This is a genomic window from Paenibacillus sp. FSL R7-0204 (genome assembly GCF_038002225.1).
GTDB lineage: Bacteria > Bacillota > Bacilli > Paenibacillales > Paenibacillaceae > Paenibacillus_AQ.
The window spans coordinates 4,076,340-4,095,683 of record NZ_JBBOCA010000001.1 but is presented as its reverse complement, the minus strand read 5'-3'; the positions used below and the strand labels follow the sequence as shown (position 1 = coordinate 4,095,683).

Sequence of the window (19,344 nt, the reverse complement as noted above, 5' to 3'; positions counted from 1 at the left end):
TTATATTCAGTGAAGTGTTCAGTAGGCGTTCAGTGGGACGTTCATTGAGGCGTTCAGTGCGGCTATTTCTTTTTCAGATTTGTGTTTCATGAGAACACTAATCTCTTTCAGTATGTTTTAGGTGCATTCGCACTTTACACTCAAACAGCGGAGCGGGCGGAACGATTGTGGAAAAGCGAAGCGTTCGCCTTTGTGTCCGGATTTTCACCGATTAGGTAAAAATAATAAAAATCTGGACACAACAGCGATTGTAACAACGTTCCGTTTGCGCAGCGTTCACCCGAGCTAAGATGTATATCATACTCAAAACCAAGGGTCTCCCAAGTAACTGCACCATATATTTCGGCTTATTATCAGCCAATTTCACAACAGGACACATAAAGGACATAACACTCGACTATGCTGATAGGTATAAACGGGTTGAAAGCAGGGAGTACATTGAAGAAAAAGTTACTGCTTGTCGAAGACGAGCTGCGTATCCGTGAACTGGTGTCGGATTACTTTATACAAGACGGCTGGGAGGTGCGCGAAGCCGATAATGGGCAGGACGCGATCTTATGGTTCGATTCGCTGGTGCCGGATCTGCTGATTCTGGATATTATGATGCCCAAAATGGACGGATTTCAGGTATGCCGGGAGATCCGCAAGAAATCGGCGACCCCAATCATTCTGCTGACCGCCAAATCTGCCGATGACGACAAAATACACGGCTTCGAGCTGGGAGCCGATGATTATGTGACCAAGCCGTTCAGTCCCAAGGTGCTGGTGGCCAGGGCTGCGGCGCTGATGAAACGGGTCGAAGGCGCACACCAGCCAGAATCCGGTGTAGTGAGATTCGGCTCGGCCATTTTTAATACTATGGCGCACCGTCTAGAAGTGGAAGGCGCCGATGTCGAGCTGACTCCGAAGGAATATGATCTTCTATGGCTGCTGATCCGCAACAAGGGCCATGTGGTCTCGCGGGACACCATCCTCAGCCGGGTCTGGGGAATTGAATTCGAGGGCGACTCCCGGGTCGTGGACAGCCACATCAAGAAACTGCGCAGCAAGCTGGGGTATGAATCCCGCCACATCCGCACGGTCATTGGAACCGGCTACAGATTCGAGGACGAAGAATGAAAAGATGGGGAATTACCTTCAAGCTGTTCGTGATGACTGTGATCTTCTTCGTCTGCTTCTACGGGATGGTAATCCTCAGCCAGTTCCTGCTGTTCGACCGCTTCTACCAGATACAGAAGGAGTCCCGTGTAGAGAAGCATCTTAAGAGCTTCGGGACAAGCTACACCAAAGAAGCCTGGGGCAGAACCCGCACTTCCCGCGAGCTGGTCCGGTTCATGCTGCGCAACAAGACACAGATGGTCATTATGAAGCCGGATGGCCGGATGAAGTCGGAAGATCCGTTCCGCATGAAGCTGATCGATGAGAAGGGACAGACTCAGGTGATTCCCATGTCCCTGTTCATGAATCAGTTCGGCGACATGCTGAGATCGGCCCATCTGAAGGAGAATGACCGGGTGACTATACAGGGAGAGCATGTCGTCAGCGCAAGCGAGCTCGGGCATCTGTTCTATCCGGTTAATATTACCAAACAAGGCGGAACGCCGGTAGGCGAGGAGGCGGATTCGGACAATACCAGCATTACCGGAACCATTACGGAGCTGGTCCTGCCGGATTTGAAAATATGGAGTCCGCGTCAGGGCATCCTGTTCGAGGCCATAGAGGACTGGTTTCCGTTAAATCCGGGTCAGCTGGAGAGCCTGAATAATCTGAACATGGTCAAGGAAGAGTGGACGGCTCCCTGGAGCGGTATCCGCAATTCCGTAATGATTCTGCCCGTGAAGCAGGCCAGCGGAGAGATTGAGCTGTTGTTCTCAGTGACCTCGCTGCAGGATGTTAAGGATTCCAATGAAGCGCTGCGCTGGTTCTTTTTATACCTGGGGCTTGGCGGGTTCGTGCTGATTCTGGTCCTGTCGCTGTTCTATTCCAAGATGGTGACCCGGCCCTTAATCAAGCTCAATAATACGGCCAAACGGATGGTAGCGCTCGATTTCACCGGTCATAACTCCATTCGCCAGAAGGATGAGCTGGGTAACCTGTCCAGAAGCATGTTCACCTTGTCGCAAAGTCTGGACACAGCACTGGGCGAGCTTCGGGAGACGAATCAGCAGCTGGTGGAGGAGATGGAGCAGAAGAAGAAGCTGGAGCAGATGCAGCAGGACTTTTTTGCCAGTGCCTCCCATGAGCTGAAGACGCCGCTTAGCATTATCAAGGGCTTCGCCGAAGGGCTGGAGGACGGGGTGAGCGCCGGTAAGCAGGATCATTATATCAAGGTCATTATCGAAGAGGCCGACAAGATGGAGTTCCTGGTAAAAGATATGCTGGACCTGGCCCGGCTGGAGTCCGGCACGATCAAGCTGCGCAAAAGCTCCTTCATGCTAAGCGAAATGACGGAGAAGGTGACCGATAAACTGGTGTATTCCCTTCAAAATAAGCAGCTGGATGTGGTCATCATTCCGGCGAATGAATTGCCCGTATATGCGGATGCTACATGGATTGAACAGGTGCTCAGCAATCTGCTGACCAACGCAATCCGTCATGCCGAAGAGGGCAGTACCATAACCGTTAGACTGGAGAGTCAGCCCAAGAAGCTTTTATTCACCATCCACAACAAAGGGGAGCGAATCCCCGAGGATCAGCTGGCGCATATCTGGGAGCGGTTCTACCGGATCGAGGCTTCACGCAGCCGTCTGACGGGCGGGACCGGACTCGGATTGTCCATTGCGAAGCAGATTTTAGATATGCATGGCTGCCGGTATGCAGTGATGAACACCACGGACGGCGTCTGTTTTAGTGTAACCTTTGGAGGCTGAGCGGCCCCGTTACTAACTTGTCAGGAAAGGAGTGAACAGCATGAAATGGAGCTGGCTGCCTTCAATGTGCACACTGGGAAACCTGGGCTTCGGATCAATTTCCCTGCTATTCACGATTGAGGAACGTTATGATCTTGCTTTATTAATGATACTGCTGGCTGCGATATGCGATGTTATGGACGGATTGCTCGCCCGGATGCTGCATTGCACCAGTGATTTTGGAAAACAACTGGACTCTTTGGCGGATATTATTTCTTTTGGTATCGCTCCCGTCTTTCTTATTCTGTTATACCGGCTGGAGAACGTGCAGTGGGTCGGACCTGTGGCTGCGGTCGCATTCCTGATCTGCGGGGCGCTGCGGCTGGCCAGATTCAATATCTCAGCTCCTTCCAAGGGCTTCGTGGGCATGCCGATTACGGCAGCGGGATTGCTTCTGTCGATGACCACGCTTATAGGTGAACGGCTGAAGCCGGAAATGCTCATTTTAATTATGGGACTCTTGTCCATACTGATGATAAGCAGGGTCCCGTTCCCTTCGTTCAAAAAATTCGTTAACAGGAAGTGATTGTTCATGCCATGGGTCATCGAGATGATCTCACAATACGGTTATATAGCTATATTCGCGCTGCTGGCGCTGGGGCTTGTCGGACTTCCCGTTCCCGATGAGCTGCTGACGCTGTTCGTTGGCTATCTATCCTCTACCATGGTGCTGGATTTCTCGCTTTCGGTTCTGGTCTGCTTCATAGGTTCGATTACAGGCATGCTGATCAGCTACACCATCGGTCTAAGAGTGGGGCAGCCTGTCGTGGACCGGTACGGGAAATGGGTAGGCCTGACGCCCAAAAGATTCGCCTATGTCAAACGCTGGTTTTTCCGGTTCGGCAACTGGACGATATTCATCGCTTATTTTGTTCCGGGCATCCGGCATGTGACCAGCTACATCTCGGGCATCAGCGCCATGTCCTTCCGAAAATATTTAATGGTCACCCTGGCTGGTGCCTTCATCTGGTCACTACTGTTTGTCTCGATTGGCTATCTGATCGGTTCGAGGCTAACCTTTGCTTGAGTTAAGTAATAATCTTTTATAATCAAACAGGAACTTACAGCGGTTGAACGTTCTGTTATATACTGCAAGTAGTATTTGTTGCTATGAAGCTAGGAATTATAGCGTTTCTGAGGAGGTATGACTGTAATGTCCGAATTACAACAGATAGTTATTGAAGAATATGTGCCGGAGAGGCACGCTGCTTCCATTGCCGAGATGTGGAACAGAAGTGCAGAGAGCTGGGGCGGAGACGGAGCGTACCGGACAGAGGAAAGCGTGCTGCGGGAACACGAGAACAGCCCGATGCTCAAGTTATTCCTGGCGGTAAGCGGCTCAGAGGTCATCGGATACTGCAGCTTCTCCCACTATAGAGAGGATACCGGGGCACTCTATATCGCTCTGCTCAACGTAAGACCGGATTACCATGGACGCAAGGTGGGCAAGGCGCTGGTAAGGCGTTCGATTGAAGAGACGATTAAGCTGGGCTGGCCGCGGCTGGATCTCTATACTTGGCCCGGTAATGTCAAGGCGGTGCCTACGTATAAGAAAAGCGGGTTCTTCTGGGAGAACCGGGATGATACCACTCACCTGATGAATTTCATTCCCTCGGTGCTTCAGACCGGAGCGGTGAAGTCTTATTTCGAGAAGATAGACTGGTATAACGACAGCATCCGCGAGATCAAGGTGGAGCCTGACGGTTATGGGGAAAATGGCTTTGACTATTTTACATATAAATGGCTGAAGGACGGTCTGTCGCTGAAGATGGAATATGAGCGGACCGGCCGCGGCCTGCGGCTGATTGAGACGGAGGATTACCGGATACAGGTAACGATTCCTGCGCAGCATGAGCTGCCGTTTGGAGCGGAATACCCCGTCGTTTATGAAGCCTTTAATAAAAGTGGGAAACCCCTGTCACTCCAGATTAACGGTAAAAGCAATGCACAAATCCGCTTGGAGCTGGACGCTGCTCAGGATATCGAAACCGAGGCGCGGATCGAAGGCCGCTTCTTCATCCATCCGGTGAAGGAGGAACAGGATCTCTATCAGACTCACCCTGTAGTGGAGGCTGAACTGCTCATTAACGGCCTCCCTGCCGTATTCAAGCTAGGCATTAAGCCGAAATTCCCGGTCAAGGTGAAGCTCCAGGTACCTGACAGAACGCTTTTCGCGGGCGAAGAGGTAGAGCTGGATGTAACGGTGGAGAATGAGTACAGCACAGACACGGTGTTCAGCTTTGAGCTGCCGGAGGACGAGATTCTGTCGTTCAGTCAAAAGCGTTACACCGTAGAGGTTCCGGCGAAGAGCCGGAGAACCTTCACCGCAGCAGCCCGGCTGCTCGGGTACGGCATTTGGCATCATACGGTGAGCATCCGCAGTGCAGAAGAAGGAGCCGATTCAGCTATACTGGAACAGGAGCTGAGCCTCGTCTTCACCGGAGCAGAGACGGCCTTCGGCGGCCCGACCGATAAGGACTGGATCATCAGCAATGGCCGCTATTCGGCCGTTCTGAACAAAACAAACCACTGGCTTACCTTTTTTGAGAACCGTAAATATCTGATGAACCTGCCTTATCCGAAGCTTGGCCTGCCTTATACGAATGAATTCAATAAATTCTCGGCGCTGGATGTGAAGATCTTCAGGGATCAAGAGGCTATCGTGCTTGAGGCCACCTATGAGGCCGGCATCAGGGAAGGCCTGCTGCTGACGATGGTTGTGAAGCTGTTCAGTAACGGGATTGTCTCCCGTTATTTCCGAATCGACAATCCTCAGACTACCGTTCAGGAGGAAGAGCTGTTCCTGAAGGAGAGCTTCCGCTTCGGTCTGCACGGCGGCGTCATCCCTTACCGCGGCAAATATATAGATCTGAGTGCAGGGGCTGAAGCCTCCGGCATGGATTACTGGGAAGCGCAGGATTTCACGGAGAACTGGATGTTCGCTGCGGATGAAGGCTTCTCCAGAGGGATTAGCTGGCCGTCTGAGCTGCAGTTGATCCAGGAGTCGTGGATGCATGCTGTTGAGCATTCCCTGGGACGGATTCCCGCCGGCGGGCAGAAGGAGACGCTGCCGCTGCGGATCGCTCTGGGCACCTGGGACCATTGGCAGGATTTCCGTGCCTATGCGCTGCAAAGCGGCAACAGCAATACTGAGGAACTGACCACTACAGGGCAGCTGGAGCTGAGCCTGAATAACGGGAATCCGTTCATAAGCGGAGAGGCTAAGCTTCTCCTTCAGGAGCAGAAGAAGAGCTATCTGGCGGGTGAGATTCGGATTTCTTCCGAAGCAGGCAGTGTGGAGGATGCCCGGCTAACGGTACAAGAGGAAGAGAAGCTCAGAGAAGCGGCTCTGCCGCTGACAGTTCCTGCAGGAGCAGCCCCGGATGTGCTGACCCTGCATCTGGATATGGACAGTTATGTACAGGATCAATCTTTCCTGGTCTTGCCGGTCGCGGATGAACTTGTCCGGCAGGAGAGACTCACAGCAGAAGGGGCACAGGTACTGGCTGTGGACAACGGGATTCTGCGGATACAGGCCAGCCCTGATTTTGCGCCGGGATTGTTCTCGGTTACCCATCAGGGCGAGGAATGGCTGGAATCTTCTTTTCCGCAGCCGATCGCGAAGTCCTGGTGGAATCCATGGGTGGGCGGTATCGTAACCAGTGTGGGTGACATTGCCTTGCGCAGCTTCATGGATGAGCCGTTAACAGCTGATTTCGCCGAACTGACCGATAATAAAGGAAACCGCTGGTCGGGTATACGGATGAGCGTCACCATTCAGAAGAATGATAAATACAAAGGACTCGTACTGCATCAGTATTTCATGCTGCTGCCGGGCGTTCCGGTGCTTGTCTCTACGGTACATGTGGAGCAAAATACAGGCGGCCCGCTATGCCCATTGAAGCTTGAGACTTCAGCCTTCTATACTGCCGCCTCCGATATGAAGGATGGCAGAGGGTATCTTAAGAACAGCAGAGGTCAAGAGCTTACCTACAAGGCAGGCCGGGGACAGGCAGAGGATGCCAGCCATAACGGGATTCTGCAAGTGGGTTCCAAGGAACGCAAGCAGCGTCTGTCATTAGTTACATCATTTAAGCATCCGTCACCTTCCTTGTTAGTCAATTCTGTCGCGTTGACGTCTTATGCGGATGAGTACCTGCATTTGCAGGATGGCAAGGAGCAATTCAGCAAGCCGCAATTCTATCTGATCTCGGATCTCCAGGTACCTGAAGAGGCTTATGGCGATCTGCTGTCGATCCGGTTCAAGAAGTGAGCCAGAGAAAGGAAGCTTCTATGAAAATCATTGACGCACATGTGCATTATTCCAATATTGCAGCTTTCCACGAAACGGCGCAGACCTTGGCGCATATCGATTATTCCGGCGAGGGACTCCTGGAGGAGTTCCGCCGCAGCGGTGTCGTTGCCGGAGTAGGCATGGGAGTGACCGAGACGGTTGCCGGAGCTTTTCCTGATTCCGCTGCGCTCAACCCAATGCTGCTTGACCTGAGCGAGACGCTGCCGGACAATCTGTTCACCTGCGTGGGGATTAACCCGCTTACCCTTCATCTGGAAGGGCAGCTTGAAGCCCTGGAGCAATCGCTGCAGCGCTCCGATATCGTTGGCATCAAGCTGTACGCCGGGTATTACCACTTCAATGTGGGGGATGAAATTTATGATCCGGTATATAAGCTGGCTGCCGCTTACGGTCTCCCGGTAGTCATTCATGGCGGATTGACTTATGCGGACCAGGGGCTGCTGAAATATTCCCACCCGCTGTCCATGGAGGAGACCTTCCTGAAGCACCGGGAGATTACCTTCATGCTCTGCCACCTGGGCGATCCTTGGGTGATGGACACCGCAGCCCTGCTGGAGAAGAACCCTAACCTCTACACGGATTTGTCCGGCTGGATTGTCGGCGATCAGGCCAAGGTGGACCGGCTGCTGACCGAGCAGACCTATACCGACCATTTCCGCCGGGCGCTGGTGTTCGCCGAGAAATACGACCGGCTGGTCTTCGGCACCGACTGGCCGCTGGTCCCGCTGGACGCTTATATTACCTTCGTGAAGCACCTGGTGCCTGAAGCCTGTCATGAGGATGTCTTTTACAACAACGCACTTCGCGTGTTCCCTAAGCTTGCGGAGCGGATTAGAGAACTGAATCTGTAAGGCTTGTAAGCTTCCCCCGGAATGGTGTTCCGGGGGTTTTTGCTTTGTTGTGCAATGATGCGGGGCGGGCTATTTCTTCTGACGAACGACCTGTGGTAAGCTGTGTTAAGCTGAGAGTAGTTCAAAAGCACCTTGAAAACTGTAAGAGTGAACCTCAGGGTTGTTAAAGTCTGAGCATGAACATTGAGCTGATATTAGGCTGATCCTGCACCCTGAAACCCGTTGCCGACTTCTATTCTTAAATTCAAAGTAGCTGATTGTAGTTCCTGCAATAGAAAAGGCAAAGCAGACCGCAAAATGAGATTCTATTGTATTTCATACAGTGGAATGCTGTGTTTTGGGTGAAAAATGGACTTTTTTCAATATTCAATTGTACTGAATACAATAGATGCTATTTCGAAGCCTTTTTTACAGCAATCTATTGTACAAAATGCAATTACTATCGTTCAAGTGCCTACAGCATCCGAATGACTGCTGTGTGAATGAGAAGGTGGCTCGTTAGGGTCCGGTAATGGTCATATACACAAAGGGAGGAGTCTTATGCCATACATACAGGTACACGATCTTGAAATGTTCTATGAACAGATGGGCACCGGGGAACCGGTAATCTTCCTGCACAGTCATTATTCCCGCAGCATGCTGGCCTTCAGCAGCCAGGTTCTGGACTTCCAGAACCATTATAGTTGTTACTTCCCTGATCTTAGAGGGCATGGCAGGACCCGCTGCCGGGATCTGGATTGGTCTACTCCACGAATAGCTGAGGATGTCGCCGGATTCATGGAAAGGATGAACATTGAACGGGCACATCTTATTGGATACAGTATGGGCGCGGGCGTAGGGCTGTACCTGGCGGTGAATCATCCGGGACGGATTGCTACGCTTACTACGATTGGAACCAGCGGATTCTGTGAACCGGCTGGAGCCGGGGAATACGAGCCTGAACAGTTGCTGGCGAATCAGCAGCAAGCCTTCATAGATCAGATGATGGAGAGGCATCAGGAGGCTCATCAGGGGAATTGGCAATACTATCTGCAGCAAACGGTGCAGGACTGGATCAGATACCCGGATCTCACGGAGGAAGAATTGAGCAGTATTAGTTGCCCGGCACTGCTCATTACAGGTGAGCATGACCCGTTCGCGGGAGAGGATAGAACGGCGAAGCTCGCTTCCCTCCTTACGGATGCAAGGACACTAATCGTTCAGGGAGCGGGTCACCGCCCGCATATGCTAAGGGAACAGCCCATCCTGGTGAACGATACGATTCTTGAATTCCTTGCACACAACCGTATCCACTAGCACAAGGAGAAATACACATTCAGAAAGGACGTACAGATGAAGAAAGTCATCGTGATTGGAGCAGGTATTCTCGGTGCCTCGGCAGCCTATCAGCTGGCAGTGATGGGCGCAGAGGTACTGATTATAGACCGTCAAGACCCTGGACAAGCTACGGATGCAGCCGCAGGCATTATCTGTCCCTGGCTGTCGCAGCGGCGCAATCAGGCCTGGTACCGTCTAGCCAAGGCGGGGGCGCGCTTCTATCCCGAGTTGATTAGTCAGCTTAAGGAAGGCGGCGAAGCGCATACCGGTTATGCCAGGGTTGGAGCGCTTAGTATACATAAGGATGAGAGCAAGCTTGACAAAATAGAAGAGCGGGCACGGATGCGGCTGGCAGATGCCCCGGAGATCGGAGTCATCACGCGGCTTAGCGCACAGCAGACCCGCGAACGGTTCCCGCTGCTGGCGGAAGGATATGCCTCGGTTCATATCAGCGGAGCTGCCAGAGTGGATGGCCGCGCCTTGCGGGACGCTCTGCTTCATTCTGCACAGCAGCAGGGCGCAGTCATGGTTACCGGTGACGCTGCGCTTGCTATTGAACCGGGCCGGGTCACCGGAGTCCACGCAGGGGGACACTTTTATCCGGCGGATGAAGTTATTATCTGTGCAGGCGCATGGGCGAACCCGCTGCTTAGCCCGCTGGGCATTAACTTCAAGGTGAGCTACCAGAAGGGGCAGATCATGCACTTGCAGGTATCTGACCAACAAGATACGGAAGTCTGGCCGGTGGTGATCCCGCCAAGCGATCAGTATCTGCTCGCTTTTGCCCGGCAGCAGATTGTTATCGGAGCTACTCATGAGAATGACGTAGAAGGATATAATACCAGAGTGACCGCCGGCGGGATGCAGGAGATTCTGACTAAGGGGCTGGAAGTAGCACCCGGATTGGCGGACGGTATTTATAGTGAAGTGAGGGTCGGCTTCCGTCCGTTCACTCCGGGGTTTCTGCCGGTCATAGGGACTGTCCCCGGGTGGAGCGGAATCCTTGCCGCCAATGGCCTGGGCGCTTCAGGACTTACGATGGGGCCGTATATCGGCTATCAGCTGGCGAAGCTGGCACTCGGCAGAGAGCCTGATCTGGAGCTGGACGATTATAGCCTTCAGAGAGCCATAACGGGCGGATGATTACGAATACATTTCCTTCCTTGGAACATTATGATTCAATTCGGCTTGCCGGATGAATTTTTGTTTGACAGAAGTGAAAGTCTGATCCATAATACAATCCATACTAAACATATATGATTTATAGGAAGGGTGGATCACACGTGATTAATTTAAAAGCTTCTATGAGAAAAACAGCAGGGCTGGGCACACTTGCGGTACTATTCGTATCGTTGCTTGCCGGCTGCTCCGGGTCTGCCAATCCTGCGGATTCCAATAATGTGGCTCCGTCCAGTACGGCTCCAGCGGCAACGGAAAGTGCAAGCACAGCAAAGCCTGCTGCCGGAGGCACCTTCGTGTATGGCCGCCCGGCTTCTGTAACCTCGTTTGATCTGCATAACCAAATTACATCGAATAACGCATTCGCGATTGATAAAGTGTTTGAGTCACTGGTTGCTTTTGACAGCAAGGGTGAAATTACGGATCAGCTCGCCGCCTCGCATACGATCAGCGAAGACGGCTTGACCTATACCTTCGTACTGCGTGACGGCCTGAAGTTCTCGAACGGTACGCCGGTAACCGCAGAGGATGCGGTATTCTCCCTCCAGCGGCATCTGAAGGTTGGCGGTCCGCTGGCCATCTCGGCCAAGGTAGACACGGTGAAGGCACAGGATGAGAAGACACTTGTAATCACGCTAAAAGAACCCTACACTCCGTTCATCTCCGAGCTGTCGAACTTCTCGAACGGGATCATCCCGAATAATTTCGGCGGAGTGACCGAAGAGGAATTCTTCAAGAAGCCGGTAGGGACCGGGCCATTCGTGATCGAGACATGGGACCCGGCAGGTGATGTGACCTTTACCAAGAACACCAACTACTGGAAGGAAGGGCAGCCTTATATCGACAAGCTTGTATATAAGCTGATCCAGGATGACAGCCAGGCCATCAACCAGCTTAAGGCGGGGGCTGTGAATGCAGTTGAAGCCCTGTCGTTACAGAATGCGGGTGAAATCAAGGACGGTGCAGACACCACAGTAGTAACGAACGGCAGCTGGGTGACAGAGCAGCTCTTCTTCAACACACTGGATAAGCACTTCTCCGATGTGCATGTCCGCCGGGCACTGGCACTGGCGCTTGACCGTGACGGGCTGACCAAGGCCCTGACCTTCGGCTATGCACAGACGGCGACTTCCCTGTTGCCGACAACGATTCCTTACAATGCCAATGATAAGATCAAGGCCCTGAGCTTCGATCCGGCGGCTGCCAAGGCAGAGCTGGCCAAATCGGCCTTCCCTGACGGATTCTCCACCAAGCTGCTGGTGGCTTCCGGTAACAGCACCCGGGCTCAGGAAGCCCAGATTATCCAGGCTGCCGGCCAGGCAATCGGGATCAAAATTGAGATTGAATCGGTAGAGCTGGCCACCTTCCGCGAACGCTTCTTCGCTTATGATTTCGCGGCGATGCTGAATAGCGGTCAGGCGGATTCCCCGGAAGCGAACTCCATTCTGGCGTTCCAGACCGACCCGGAAGGCTTCAGCAAATCGTACTGGACACATTACACGAATGATAAGGCAACCAAGCTGCTGTATGAAGGGCAGAAGACAGCTGACGGTGAAGGACGGGCTACCATCTACACCGAGCTTTTACAGACGCTTGCAGATGAAGTTCCGTACATTCCGCTGTACTATCCGGATATCCTGATCGGCGCCCGTTCTTCTGTTGACGGACTTGTGGTTCTGCCTAACGGCAGCATCCGTCTGGAAGATGTCCGGCTAGCTAAATGATGAAATCCAAGCTGACCCTAAGCGGTGCAGCTGGAAACAACGGTTCTTACAAGTGGCTGGCCTTAGCCCTTGTAAGAGCCTTACTTGTTATCCTCTGCGTAATGACGGCGGTCTTTTTCCTGATTCGAATAGTACCCGGAGACCCTGCCAAAATGATTCTGGGTGAATACAGCACACCTGAAGCACTTAAGAATATGCACCACACACTGGGACTGGATCTCTCCTTATGGGATCAGTTCACCCGGTTCGTGAAGCTGCTGTTCACTCAGGGAGATACCGGAAACTCTATTATTGCCGGCACCTCGACCAGAGAACTGATTGCTGAGCGTGCTCCGGTCACACTACTGCTGATTGTCATTGCTTCGGTGCTTGCGATAATTGTAGCCCTTCTGCTGGCAACGGTTGCTGCCACCCACAAGGACAAGCTGCTCGACCATCTCATCCGCATTATTCCAGCAATCACCCTGGGGATGCCGGTCTTCTGGGTTGGCATTCTGTTCATTCTGTTCTTTAGCGTGCGGCTGGGCTGGTTCCCCGTAGGGGGAATCGGCGAAGGCTGGTCGGGTACGCTCCATAGTCTGGTGCTTCCTGCGGTCACGATTGCTTTTTCACAGATTCCTACGCTGGTCCGCTCGTTGCGTGCGCAAATGCTGGAGGTGCTCGAATCTGAATTCGTTGTCACTCTCAGGGCAGCAGGAATCCCGTCCAGGGTGATCCTGTTCAAGCATGTGCTGCGCAATTCGGCATTGCCGACCCTGATGCTGCTTGGAGTGAATGTGTCCTACCTGATCGGGGGAACGCTCGTTGTGGAGCAGGTTTTTGGTATCAAGGGCATCGGCAGCCTGCTGTTCACATCCATCTCAAACAGGGATTTTCCGGTGATTCAGGGGATTGCGCTCTATTGTGCGCTGGCTGTTGTGATCATCAGTCTGCTGATCGAAATCATCTCCGGGTGGCTTGATCCCAGAACGAAGGGGAAATCATGAATACTACACAGATAGACTCAACCTTACCGGAAATCAGGAAGCCCGCAAGCGGACTCCGAAGAGTACTTAACACCCCGTCACTGCTGATCGGGATCATTATGTTCGCTATACTTGTACTGCTCGCCATATTCATCCCTTACTTAAGTCCCTACAATCCGACGGAGCAGAATCTGAGCGCCTTCCTGCAGCCGCCTTCCGCAGCCCACTGGCTCGGTACCGACCAGCTTGGCCGTGATTTGTTCACCAGACTGATCTATGCCGCCCGGACGGATCTGACGATCATGGTGCTGGCTGAGATTATTCCGTTCTGCACGGGCGTCATGCTGGGTATGATCTCGGGGTACTATGGCAAATGGACCGATAGAATTATATCGCTGATCACGGACACTTTTATTGCCTTCCCGTTCTATCTGATCGTTATTATCGTGGCCTTCGCCAGCGGGGCAGGGGAGCGCGGAATCTATATTACCTTCATTCTCGTAGGCTGGATTGTATTCGCCCGTGTGGTCAGAGGACTCAGCGCATCCTTCCGCAAGCAGGAATGGATTGCCTCGGCGCAGACGCTTGGTCTGCCCGGACACCGCATCCTTCTGCGCCATCTTCTGCCGAATGTATTGCCGCAAGCCGTTGTCGTGCTGATGACGGATATGATCGGACTCCTGGTAGCCATTGTTACGCTGGGTTATCTGGGCATCGGGATTGCCCCGCCTACGCCGGATTGGGGAACGATGATCGCAGACGGACAGCCCTTCATTACCACAGCCTGGTGGCTGTCGGCGGTTCCCGGCTTCGCAGTCGTGTATACGGGAATTGCGCTGTCTCTCCTGGGAGACGGACTGGCCGATATCTGGAGGAGAAAAGGATGACAATACAACCTGTACTTGAACTCGAAGAACTGACACTCGCAGCCTCTTCCACAGAAATCCTGGTCAACAGCGTCAGCTTCTCCCTTGAACGCGGCGAAAGCCTCGGACTAGTGGGAGAATCCGGCTCCGGCAAATCGCTCACACTGCGGGCCATTCTCGGCCTGCTTCCGCGTGGTGTGGAGCAGACCGGGGGAGTGGTCCGCAGCAAGGTAAGCAGTGCCATGGTGTTCCAGGACCCCAGAGGAGCACTGGACCCGCTCTGTCCGGTAGTGAAGCAGCTGACCGAGGTTGTCTATTACAGACAGCGAACCAGTCTAAAGGCTGCGCGGTGCATCGCCCTGGAGCTGCTTGAGCGGCTGGGTCTTCCTGCGTCGCTGAAGACAAAAGACCGCTACCCGGGGCAGCTCTCCGGCGGCCAGTGCCAGCGTGTGGTTATTGCTCTGGCGCTGGCCTGTAAGCCGGGCATTCTGCTCTGCGATGAGCCGACTACCGCGCTGGATGTGACGGTTCAGCGCCAGATTATAGATACGATTACAAGTCTGCAGCAAGAGCTGGGCTTCGCTATGGTCTTTGTGACCCACAACCTGGCAATTGCCGCCAATCTCTGCTCCAGGCTGGTTGTAATGAAGCAGGGCCGGATCGTTGAGCAAGGCGAGACGCATAGTCTGCTGCGGCATCCGGCTGAGGCTTATACACAGATGTTAATGGATTCGGTACTCCCTCTGCCGGAGCTGGAAGGAGGCGGGGTCTCATGGAAGTAGCACTACAGGTACAGGATGTAACCGTCCGTTATGGCGGGTTCACCGCCCTCGATCAGATCCGGCTGGAGCTTGCGCGGCATACCACACTGGGGCTTGTCGGTGAGTCCGGCTCCGGGAAGTCTACGCTGGCCCGGGTCATTGCCGGACTGATCACTCCGGATGAAGGACAGCTTCTACTGGGGGCGGAGCCGTTAGGCAGGAAGCGGAGCAAGGCGCAGCATAAGCAGATTCAGATGATTTTTCAGAACCCGGATTCTTCGCTGAATCCCAGGCATACTGTCCGGCAGATTCTGGCTGAAGCCTTGCTGTTCCACCGGATTGTAGAGCGTTCGCAGGTTGAGCGCAGAAGTAAGGAGCTGCTTAGCCGGGTGCAGCTGGATGCCAAATCTCTGGACAGATATCCGCATGAATTCTCCGGCGGCCAGCGCCAGCGGATTGCCATTGCCCGCGCGCTTAGCGTGGAGCCTAGCCTGCTGATCGCCGATGAGCCCACCAGCGCACTGGATGTCTCGGTGCAGCGCAGCGTGCTGGAGCTATTCCATACGCTTCAAGCCGAGCTTAATCTTACGATGCTGTTCATCTCCCATGATCTGGGAGTTATTCATGCCGTCAGCGATACCGTCGCTGTTATGCGTCAGGGGCAGCTGGTCGAGGTGAATTCGAAGGATGAATTCTTCGTCCGGCCCCAGCATGAATACAGCCGTGAGCTATTGTCTGCGGTACCAAAAATGCCGCATTATTGAACATTCAACACATCAGGAGGATTATATGAACCGTCAAACTACAGGATTCGTACCATTGACGTTATCTGAGCTGGACACACTAACACAGCAGCTGTCCCGGTTATTAGGGACACAGCATCCTCCGGTAATCATTCCGGGGGAGGCGATTCTAGGCATTGAGGCGGTAGCAGCAGGGATAGCAGCGCCGGGACGTACCATTCTGAACGTAGTAACCGGACCTTACGGAAGCTTGTTCGGAGAGTGGCTTACGCGCGGCGGGGCCACCGTTAAGGAAGTGAAGGTTCCCTTCGACCAGGTGGTTACGGTAGAGGAGGTGGCCGCAGCGATTGAGCTGCATCAGCCAGTTGCGATTTCTCTAGTGCAGGCTGAGGTGGTTACAGGCGGCTCTAACCCTGCCGAGGAGATCTTCAAGTTAGCCCGCAAGCATCAACTGATTACGGTAACGGATTCCGTGTCGGCTGTCGGGGGAGAGGCGCTGTCTGTGGATGAGTGGGCGGTGGATTTCGCTGTAATGGGTGCGCAAAAAGCGCTCGCCGGTCCTAACGGAATCAGCGCGGTCAGTATTTCTCCCCGCGGCTGGGCCTTCCTGGAGTCTAACGAACGGGCTCCGCGTAATTCCATTCTGTCCTTGCTGGATCTGCAGCCGTCCCCGGATGGAGCCGCACCGCTCCGCGTCCCGCCGAATATCCCGGCTCTAGAAGCCAGAGCCCTGATCGAAGCCCTGGAGGCCGTTGCCGAAGAGGGACTGTCACAGGTAATCCAGCGGCATGAACTCGCGGCGGCTTCTGCTGTCGCCGGAATCTCGGAGCTTGGGCTTGCGCCTTGGCAGAAGGACAGCAGACATTATTCTACGCTGACTACGACTATTCGGATTGACGAGCAGCCGCTTCTGCTGATCAAGCAGCCTATCGGTATCGTAGCTCCCGGGGACGGCGAGTTATTCGGTCAATTGCTGCGGATGAACCATTTCGGAACGAACGCCAGCCGCGAGAGTGTGGAAGCGGGGGTACAGACGCTGGCCAGACTGCTGAAGCTGGAGGCTGAACCGGCAGTGCAGGCCGTCCGCCAGGTCTGGGGGGAAGCGGAATGATCCTTAAGCAGCCGCAATTTCAGGCATATACTGGAATCCATATTGCAGGTATCCAGGGGAAACGCTTCGATATCGAGATTACGAACGGGCGGTTCACCGCCGTGGCAGAAGCGGGTCCACAGCCGGAACAGGCGCAAGGCTCAGGGCAGCAGCTATGGATCAGTCCGGGCATTTTGGATCTGCACACTCATCTGGCCTGGACCGACTTCGACCATGACGACCAGCTCCGCCGGGACCCCCGCGAGATTGAGGTGATGCAGGCGGAGGCCTTCGCCGCTACCTTGCGGACGGGGGTAACTACAGCCCGCGACGCCGGCGGTATTCTGCCTGCGACAATCCGGCATCTTGTGAAGTATTACCAGCAGCCGCTGCGGGTAGAGACCAGCAGTGAAATGCTGGGAGCTGCCGATGCCAAGGGGATCAAGCATCTGGAGAACCGCCTGACGGAGATCTACGCAACCGGGGCAGGCTGGGTCAAAATCATGGCAACCGGCGGTCTTGGCGCCGAGACCGAGAAGGTTACGGAGCCGAACTTCTCCGGGGAGGAATTCGCCTTCATCGTCCGTCATGCCCATGCGAGCGGCAAGAAGGTATTGGTGCATACCTGGGGCGGCGTGACGATTGACTGGTCGATCCAAGCCGGTGTGGAATCTATTGAGCACGGGATGTTCATGACCTGGGATCAGGCCGGAAGACTGGCCGAATCCGGTGTGGCTTACGTGCCGACCACTTCAATCTACCGGATCGCCGCTGATCCGAAGGGAGTGCTGGCGCTAAGTCCGCTCATCTGTGAACGGGCAGCCCGGGCTGCCGATGCTCACGCCATCGCACTCGGATATGCCAGAGAGGCAGGGGTGCGGCTGGGCTTCGGCACCGATTACGCCACGCCTGCGCTGCATGGCTACAACCTGCAGGAATTCGACACCCTGCTGGACTATGGCCTGAGCCGGGCGGAGGTCTGGCGGTCAGCTACAGAAGACGCAGCGGCGATACTTGGAAAGGGCCATGAGCTGGGCCGGATTGCGGAAGGCTATATTGCCGATGCCGTCATCTACGCCGCCGATCCCTATCAGGCCAAGAATGCAGATCAACTGCGCACAAGCATTGTTACGGTCATTACCGGCGCGCAGGAAGAGGATTTGCTGTAACGGATGTGCAAAGAGGCTGTCCTTTCTGATGAAGGACAGCCTTTTTGCGGTCTGATGGCCCGAGGCCAAATGTATGCGAAAAACCGATTACAATGGAGCGCTGGAGGGCACGTGTGCCGAATGTAATCGAAAAACCGATCACATTGGGGCGCTGCGTAGTCGTATGGCCGAATGTAATCGAAAAACCGATCACATTGGGGCGCTACGTAGGCATGTGACCAAATGTAATCGAAAAACCGATCACATTGTGCCCCGCTGAGCCTCCCAGCTTTTCTCCCGCCAGCATCATTCAATTCAAATCGTAACCATTCACAACTCGGTATACTGCTTAACCACTTGATCCAGGTAGGATTCAACCGCAGGCGTCTTTTGATTACCAAAAGTATTCAGAAGCGTTACCAGCTTGACCAGGATGTTCAGCACTTTGTTATCATCTGCACCCTCCATCAGGGCATGGTCGTAGGCCAGGCGCAGCTCGGGGTCGAGTTCATTCGTGTCATAATCGTAGGCTGGGGTGTTATCCGAGCCTAGCAGTACTAGGGGAACCGTATAGGACATTTCATTGCGGATGGCCGCGGTCCGGTTCGACTTCGGATAATCCTGGACATAATCACTCATAATGGCCGCTCTGCCGATCAATTCGTCCCAAGTGATCACGATACCGGCATCGAAGGTGGAAGGCTTGTTGCTCTCCGTTGCCATGATATCAATATACGCGGCGATATCCTTGCTGACATAGGGCTTGAAGACCTTGAAGCCTTCATAATGCATAACCGGATAATACATGCCTTCGCTGGACTCCAGCTTATAGCCTTTGTCCCAGATTTCTTCCATCAGCTTGCGGACCGCAGGTGCTGTAACCCGCTTCAGGATCTCCGTATAGGTCATGTCGTTGTTAATTTCGGCATCCATTAGCGCTTTTTGCACAGCATCTGTATATAGCTTCTCAGAGAACCGCTCAAGCCCCGCCTTCTGGGCATTTTCCAATTGAAGGGTCATTACCGTGCCGTACCAGGAGCCAACTTTGGAGATATGGTTCATAAGATATTTACGTGCCTGTGCGAGGCTTGCGGGATTGCTGACATATTTGCGGTACTGGTTGTAGACCGCCTGGGCATCCGATACGGATGCCGCAGCTACCGGCTGTGCCCCTGCAAACACTGTGCCGCCTGCCAGAGTCAGAGCTGTACCGAGCAGCACCGCTCTTGCTGTTTTTGCTAAGGTTTCTGGTAATGTTCTCATTATGTACCTCCTAATGGGATAAGATGCTTTCTGCAACGCCTATATAAATTGAACTTAAGGATTTAAAAACGGGATAAATCATAAAATCTGCTGACAACAGCGGCCGGAAGTCCAAAACTTCTCTGGAGTCACGGCACATCCCAAAACATAAAACCCATTAGTTCAATCTATCCTATCTATTTGGACAGATCTGGAGGGGATGAATCGGGCGGC

Annotated in this window: 16 protein-coding genes; 15 read left to right on the top strand and 1 reads right to left on the bottom strand. The window is 53.7% G+C overall.

Annotated features, from left to right (window positions below; translation table 11 throughout):
- Positions 1-438 precede the first annotated feature (438 nt).
- The 15 genes from MKX42_RS18055 to MKX42_RS17985 all read left to right on the top strand — a co-directional run bounded on the left by MKX42_RS18055 (position 439) and on the right by MKX42_RS17985 (position 17,889).
- Positions 439-1,119, top strand: a complete 681-nt coding sequence (locus tag MKX42_RS18055; protein ID WP_340753708.1) for a response regulator transcription factor — start codon at positions 439-441, stop codon at positions 1,117-1,119.
- Complete coding sequence (locus MKX42_RS18050; RefSeq protein WP_340753707.1) at positions 1,116-2,870, top strand: sensor histidine kinase; 1,755 nt, start codon at positions 1,116-1,118, stop codon at positions 2,868-2,870. The genes MKX42_RS18055 and MKX42_RS18050 overlap by 4 nt, the downstream gene beginning before the upstream one ends.
- Before the next feature lie 40 nt (positions 2,871-2,910).
- Positions 2,911-3,435: a CDP-diacylglycerol--serine O-phosphatidyltransferase gene (pssA, locus tag MKX42_RS18045; RefSeq protein WP_209990414.1), complete on the top strand. Its 525-nt coding sequence runs from the start codon at positions 2,911-2,913 to the stop codon at positions 3,433-3,435.
- A 6-nt stretch (positions 3,436-3,441) separates the two neighbouring features.
- Positions 3,442-3,936, top strand: coding sequence for a DedA family protein (locus MKX42_RS18040; protein WP_036728489.1), 495 nt, complete (start codon positions 3,442-3,444; stop codon positions 3,934-3,936).
- A gap of 126 nt (positions 3,937-4,062) precedes the next feature.
- Positions 4,063-7,182 carry a GNAT family N-acetyltransferase gene (locus tag MKX42_RS18035; protein WP_340753706.1) on the top strand — a complete coding sequence of 1,040 codons (3,120 nt, stop codon included), beginning with the start codon at positions 4,063-4,065 and terminating at the stop codon, positions 7,180-7,182.
- Positions 7,183-7,202: 20 nt separating this feature from the next.
- The gene (locus MKX42_RS18030) at positions 7,203-8,075 is read left to right on the top strand and encodes an amidohydrolase family protein (protein WP_340753705.1); all 873 of its coding nucleotides are present in this window, start codon (positions 7,203-7,205) and stop codon (positions 8,073-8,075) included.
- A 540-nt stretch (positions 8,076-8,615) separates the two neighbouring features.
- Positions 8,616-9,371, top strand: coding sequence for an alpha/beta fold hydrolase (locus tag MKX42_RS18025; RefSeq protein WP_340753704.1), 756 nt, complete (start codon positions 8,616-8,618; stop codon positions 9,369-9,371).
- 36 nt (positions 9,372-9,407) lie between these two features.
- Entirely contained in the window at positions 9,408-10,535 is a 1,128-nt protein-coding gene (locus MKX42_RS18020; protein ID WP_340753703.1) for an NAD(P)/FAD-dependent oxidoreductase, read from the top strand.
- Between the two features lie 140 nt (positions 10,536-10,675).
- Positions 10,676-12,295 carry an ABC transporter substrate-binding protein gene (locus MKX42_RS18015; RefSeq protein ID WP_340753702.1) on the top strand — a complete coding sequence of 540 codons (1,620 nt, stop codon included), beginning with the start codon at positions 10,676-10,678 and terminating at the stop codon, positions 12,293-12,295.
- Positions 12,292-13,281 (top strand): ABC transporter permease, encoded by a 990-nt coding sequence (locus MKX42_RS18010; protein ID WP_340753701.1) that lies wholly within the window; start codon positions 12,292-12,294, stop codon positions 13,279-13,281. The genes MKX42_RS18015 and MKX42_RS18010 overlap by 4 nt, the downstream gene beginning before the upstream one ends.
- A complete protein-coding gene (locus MKX42_RS18005; protein ID WP_340753700.1) occupies positions 13,278-14,147 on the top strand; it encodes an ABC transporter permease in 870 nt (289 codons plus the stop codon). The genes MKX42_RS18010 and MKX42_RS18005 overlap by 4 nt, the downstream gene beginning before the upstream one ends.
- On the top strand, positions 14,144-14,908 hold the full coding sequence (locus MKX42_RS18000) for an ABC transporter ATP-binding protein (protein ID WP_340753699.1): 765 nt from the start codon (positions 14,144-14,146) through the stop codon (positions 14,906-14,908). Before MKX42_RS18005 ends, MKX42_RS18000 begins: the two co-directional genes overlap by 4 nt.
- On the top strand, positions 14,899-15,651 hold the full coding sequence (locus tag MKX42_RS17995; protein ID WP_340753698.1) for an ABC transporter ATP-binding protein: 753 nt from the start codon (positions 14,899-14,901) through the stop codon (positions 15,649-15,651). The genes MKX42_RS18000 and MKX42_RS17995 overlap by 10 nt, the downstream gene beginning before the upstream one ends.
- 25 nt (positions 15,652-15,676) lie before the next feature.
- Positions 15,677-16,741, top strand: a complete 1,065-nt coding sequence (locus MKX42_RS17990) for a pyridoxal-phosphate-dependent aminotransferase family protein (protein ID WP_340753697.1) — start codon at positions 15,677-15,679, stop codon at positions 16,739-16,741.
- On the top strand, positions 16,738-17,889 hold the full coding sequence (locus MKX42_RS17985; protein WP_340753696.1) for an amidohydrolase family protein: 1,152 nt from the start codon (positions 16,738-16,740) through the stop codon (positions 17,887-17,889). The genes MKX42_RS17990 and MKX42_RS17985 overlap by 4 nt, the downstream gene beginning before the upstream one ends.
- A gap of 309 nt (positions 17,890-18,198) precedes the next feature.
- On the opposite strand, the gene MKX42_RS17980 is transcribed toward MKX42_RS17985, so the two are convergent.
- Positions 18,199-19,131, bottom strand: coding sequence for a hypothetical protein (locus tag MKX42_RS17980; protein ID WP_340753695.1), 933 nt, complete (start codon positions 19,129-19,131; stop codon positions 18,199-18,201).
- Positions 19,132-19,344: the final 213 nt, after the last annotated feature.

Bases quoted from the DNA above. Each gene is read 5' to 3' on its own strand.
- MKX42_RS18050 (WP_340753707.1), top strand. From the start codon at position 1,116: ATGAAAAGATGGGGAATTACCTTCAAGCTGTTCGTGATGACTGTGATC.
- pssA (WP_209990414.1), top strand. From the start codon at position 2,911: ATGAAATGGAGCTGGCTGCCTTCAATGTGCACACTGGGAAACCTGGGC.
- MKX42_RS18040 (WP_036728489.1), top strand. From the start codon at position 3,442: ATGCCATGGGTCATCGAGATGATCTCACAATACGGTTATATAGCTATA.
- MKX42_RS18035 (WP_340753706.1), top strand. From the start codon at position 4,063: ATGTCCGAATTACAACAGATAGTTATTGAAGAATATGTGCCGGAGAGG.
- MKX42_RS18030 (WP_340753705.1), top strand. From the start codon at position 7,203: ATGAAAATCATTGACGCACATGTGCATTATTCCAATATTGCAGCTTTC.
- MKX42_RS18025 (WP_340753704.1), top strand. From the start codon at position 8,616: ATGCCATACATACAGGTACACGATCTTGAAATGTTCTATGAACAGATG.
- MKX42_RS18020 (WP_340753703.1), top strand. From the start codon at position 9,408: ATGAAGAAAGTCATCGTGATTGGAGCAGGTATTCTCGGTGCCTCGGCA.
- MKX42_RS18010 (WP_340753701.1), top strand. From the start codon at position 12,292: ATGATGAAATCCAAGCTGACCCTAAGCGGTGCAGCTGGAAACAACGGT.
- MKX42_RS18005 (WP_340753700.1), top strand. From the start codon at position 13,278: ATGAATACTACACAGATAGACTCAACCTTACCGGAAATCAGGAAGCCC.
- MKX42_RS18000 (WP_340753699.1), top strand. From the start codon at position 14,144: ATGACAATACAACCTGTACTTGAACTCGAAGAACTGACACTCGCAGCC.
- MKX42_RS17995 (WP_340753698.1), top strand. From the start codon at position 14,899: ATGGAAGTAGCACTACAGGTACAGGATGTAACCGTCCGTTATGGCGGG.
- MKX42_RS17990 (WP_340753697.1), top strand. From the start codon at position 15,677: ATGAACCGTCAAACTACAGGATTCGTACCATTGACGTTATCTGAGCTG.
- MKX42_RS17985 (WP_340753696.1), top strand. From the start codon at position 16,738: ATGATCCTTAAGCAGCCGCAATTTCAGGCATATACTGGAATCCATATT.
- MKX42_RS17980 (WP_340753695.1), bottom strand. From the start codon at position 19,131: ATGAGAACATTACCAGAAACCTTAGCAAAAACAGCAAGAGCGGTGCTG.